The sequence below is a fragment of the Kitasatospora sp. NPDC059817 genome (genome assembly GCF_042731835.1).
In the GTDB taxonomy this organism is placed as follows: domain Bacteria; phylum Actinomycetota; class Actinomycetes; order Streptomycetales; family Streptomycetaceae; genus Kitasatospora.
The window spans coordinates 1-3,361 of record NZ_JBHWIR010000364.1 but is presented as its reverse complement, the minus strand read 5'-3'; the positions used below and the strand labels follow the sequence as shown (position 1 = coordinate 3,361).

Sequence of the window (3,361 nt, the reverse complement as noted above, 5' to 3'; positions counted from 1 at the left end):
CATCAGCGGCGGCGGCGGCGGTGGTGCGGGCCGGGTTCGGTCCGCGCCGTGCCGGTGTACGGCCCGCAGGTGCTGGTCAGGCGGAGAGGCCGGCGGCGAGGGCCTTGGCCTTGGCAGCGGCCTGCTCGTGGGCCTGGGCGCGGGAGGCGTCCGACAGGTCGACCAGGTCGGCCATCGCGGGGACGGTGCGGGCCAGGGTCAGTTCGGGCGTGATGACGTCGACCTTGAGGCCGAGCAGGCCGGTCAGCGCCTTCTCCAGGTAGTTGGCCGCGAACTCGAAGTCCTCGCGCGGGGTGCCGGGCGCGTAGGAGCCGCCGCGGCTGGCGACGACGGTGACGGGCTTGCCCGCGACGGAGGAGTTCTCGCCGCCGGTGCGGCCCATGATGATCACGTGGTCCAGCCATGCCTTGAGGCTGGAGGGGATCGTGAAGTTGTACATGGGGGCGCCGATGAGCACCGCGTCCGCGTTCTCCAGCTCCGCGGCCAGCTCGGTGCGCAGGGCGAAAGCGGCCTTCTGCTCGTCCGTGTGGTCGGCCGGGTCGGCGAAGGCGGCCGTGATGCCGGCAGCGGTGAGGTGCGGCAGCGGCTCGGCCGCGAGGTCGCGGTAGACGACCGTGCCCTCGGGGTGCTGCTCCTCCCATGCCTTGCGGAAGGTGGCCGTGACCTCGCGGGAGGCGGAGCCGTGGGGCAGGGCGGAGGAGTCGAGGTGCAGCAGGGTGGCCATGGAGGGCTCCAGAGCTAGGGGCTGAGGTTTCTTACGTAGCTAGTAATAACATAGCCACTTACTTTTCTAAAGCTACGTAGGTCGAGGGCTACCCTGGTGGCATGGCGAATCACGGCGAGCAGGCATGCAGGAAGGCCGACGAGGGCATTGCGCGCGTCTTCCAGCTCTTCGGCAAGCGGTGGACGGGCCTGATCGTCGTCACCCTGATCCCGGGGCCCGTGTACTTCGCCGATCTTCGGCGGGCCATCCCGGGCATCAGCGAGCGCATGCTCTCGGAGCGGCTCACCGAACTCGGCGAGGCCGGCCTGATCCTGCGAGAGGTGGACGCCGGCCCTCCGCTGCGGGTCTCCTACCGGCTGACCGAAGCGGGCAACGCGTTGGAGCCCGCGTTGGCCGAGCTGGGGCGGTGGGCGGCCACGCACCTGAACGGCGGTGCACCCTGCTCCGGTGGGCCGGAGCGGCTCCCGCTCGACGTGGCCGGCGCGGCCGGCGGTGCGTCGGCGGGGTGACCGCCGGGCCGGTCGCGGGGCCGGCGGCGGAGCGGCTCCGCCGCGTGCCGCACCAAGGACTGCGAGTCCCGCGGCGGCGTGCACGCCGGGTGGCGCCACCGGCGCTTTCCGTCCGGCTTGTGCGAGGTCGCGAGGCTGAGCCCACCTGGGCCGGGGTGGTGTCCGACCCGCGTTTCGCGGCGCGGGTGTGGTGGGTGCGCGTGCGGGGTGGTGCCTGCGGTCACGCCCGGCCGGGCTGCGGGGCGGCGTAGAGGATGCTGCACGGTCAGGTGCTGGAGCGTGGCGCCCGGGTCGTGTGCGGCGGTGATCCGGAAGCGGACGCTCGTGTCGCCGTCGGCGAGGATGCGGCCGGTGAGCGGGATGCGGGTGTAGCGGGCGCCGGTCTGCGCGCCCAGGTCGCTGCTTCAGGAACGTCGCCGAACCGGAATCAAGGCCCCCGCTGTCGCCGATTTCCGTTCGACTCTCCCGAGAGCCGGGCCCGCTCCGTCACCGAACGGGCCGATCTCGCCCAGTGGCTGACTGTGCGTGCCGACGGTGTTACGCTCCCGAGAGAAGAGAGAGCTGACTCTCACTTGTTGGCCGGGGACGCCGCTCGTCCGCCCTGGCCTGGACGTGCAGGAGAGGGCGGTTCTGCCAAGCGTTCGCTGCTCTTGTGGCCTTTGGCCGGTGAGGAGACCACCATGACCGCCCCCGCACCGCAGTTACCCTTCGAGCGCCCCGACGCCCTGGACCTGGCGCCGCTGTTCGCGCGCCTGCGCGAGGAAGGTCCGATCACGCGGGTGACGACACCCGCCGGCGACCCGGCCTGGCTGGTGACCCGCTACGAGGAGGCCCGGGAGGTTCTGAGCGACACCCGCTTCTCCCGGCTGCGCCCCGATTCCGAGGGCGCGCCCAGGATCTCGGAGTCGGCGCTGCACACGCGCCCCGCCCCCTCGCCAGAGGAGGAGGACCGCGAGCACACGCGGATGCGGCGGATGCTGGCGCCCGCGTTCAGCGCTCCGCGGATGCGCCGGCTGGGCGAGAGGATCGGGGAACTCGCCGCATCCTGCCTGGACGCGATGGAGGAGGAGCGCGCGCGGGATCCGGAACGCGCCGTCAACCTGCACGACCACCTGTCGTTCCCGTTGCCGGTGATGGTGATCTGCGAGCTGCTGGGTGTGCCGGTCGCGGACCGGGGCCTGCTGCGCGGCTGGTCGGAGCGGATCGCCGCGCTGTACGGCGGGGCCGACGGCGCCGCGGCCATGGCCGAGTTCGAGGCGTACGTGGCCGGCATCGCCGAGGAGAAGCGGAAGCAGCCGGGGCAGGACGTGATCAGCGACATCCTGGCCGTGCAGGCGCAGGACCCCTCGTTCACCGAGGGGGAGATGACCCGGCTGGCGGTGGGGCTGCTGTTCGCCGGCCACGAGACGACGTCGGCCCGGATCGACCTGGGAGTCCTGTTCCTGCTGAGCGACACCGGCCGGCGGGACCGCTTCGCCGCCGACCCGGAGACGCTGGCCCGTGCCACCGTGGAGGAGGTCCTGCGGATGGCCTCGCCCGGTGGCCTGGGCCTGACCCGCTACGCCCGCGAGGACGTCACCGTCGCGGGGACCGCGATCGCGCGGGGCGAGGCGGTGCTGGTGGCGATCAACGCCGCGAACCGGGACGGGCGGGTGTTCGAGGAGCCGGACACCTTCGACCCGTCGCGTTCCCCCAACGCGCACCTGGCCTTCGGGCACGGCGGCCACTACTGCATCGGCAACGTGTTGGCACGCACCGAGATGCAGGTCGCGCTGGCCGCGCTGTTCCGGCGCTTCCCCGACCTGCGGCTGGCGGTGGACGCGCGGAGCCTGCGCGACCACGACGAGCGGCTGGCGGGCGGCCTCAGCGAGGTCCCGGTCCTGTGGTGAGCGAGGAGCAGCCGCGCGAGCGGCCGGTCGCGCGGGTGGAGGCGGACACCTCGCGGTGTGTGTCGTCGGGGCAGTGCGCGGTGACCGCGCCGCTGGTGTTCGACCAGGACGAGGCCGGGCAGGTCGTCGTGCTCGCCGCCGAGCCCGGCGCACGGGCGGCGGAACTGGCCCCCCAGGCGGCCGCCAAGTGCCCGGCCACGGCCATCCGGGTGTATCCGGTGCGCTGAACCGGTGCGCTA

Annotated in this window: 4 protein-coding genes; 3 read left to right on the top strand and 1 reads right to left on the bottom strand. The window is 73.1% G+C overall.

The features are described from left to right. Positions 1-76 precede the first annotated feature (76 nt). On the bottom strand, positions 77-724 hold the full coding sequence (locus tag ACFV61_RS35250; protein WP_380337805.1) for an FMN-dependent NADH-azoreductase: 648 nt from the start codon (positions 722-724) through the stop codon (positions 77-79). Positions 725-825: 101 nt separating this feature from the next. Between ACFV61_RS35250 and ACFV61_RS35245 the strand changes: the two genes are divergently transcribed. From ACFV61_RS35245 to ACFV61_RS35235, 3 genes are all read left to right on the top strand, one after another. Then, positions 826-1,233: a helix-turn-helix domain-containing protein gene (locus ACFV61_RS35245; protein ID WP_063351805.1), complete on the top strand. Its 408-nt coding sequence runs from the start codon at positions 826-828 to the stop codon at positions 1,231-1,233. Positions 1,234-1,913: 680 nt separating this feature from the next. After that, a complete protein-coding gene (locus ACFV61_RS35240; protein ID WP_380496196.1) occupies positions 1,914-3,122 on the top strand; it encodes a cytochrome P450 in 1,209 nt (402 codons plus the stop codon). Then, positions 3,119-3,349 carry a ferredoxin gene (locus ACFV61_RS35235; protein WP_380496194.1) on the top strand — a complete coding sequence of 77 codons (231 nt, stop codon included), beginning with the start codon at positions 3,119-3,121 and terminating at the stop codon, positions 3,347-3,349. The genes ACFV61_RS35240 and ACFV61_RS35235 overlap by 4 nt, the downstream gene beginning before the upstream one ends. The last annotated feature ends 12 nt before the right edge of the window (positions 3,350-3,361 follow it).

Excerpts from the sequence above, each read along its gene's own strand:
- ACFV61_RS35250 (WP_380337805.1), bottom strand. The coding sequence starts at position 724 with ATGGCCACCCTGCTGCACCTCGACTCCTCCGCCCTGCCCCACGGCTCC.
- ACFV61_RS35245 (WP_063351805.1), top strand. The coding sequence starts at position 826 with ATGGCGAATCACGGCGAGCAGGCATGCAGGAAGGCCGACGAGGGCATT.
- ACFV61_RS35240 (WP_380496196.1), top strand. The coding sequence starts at position 1,914 with ATGACCGCCCCCGCACCGCAGTTACCCTTCGAGCGCCCCGACGCCCTG.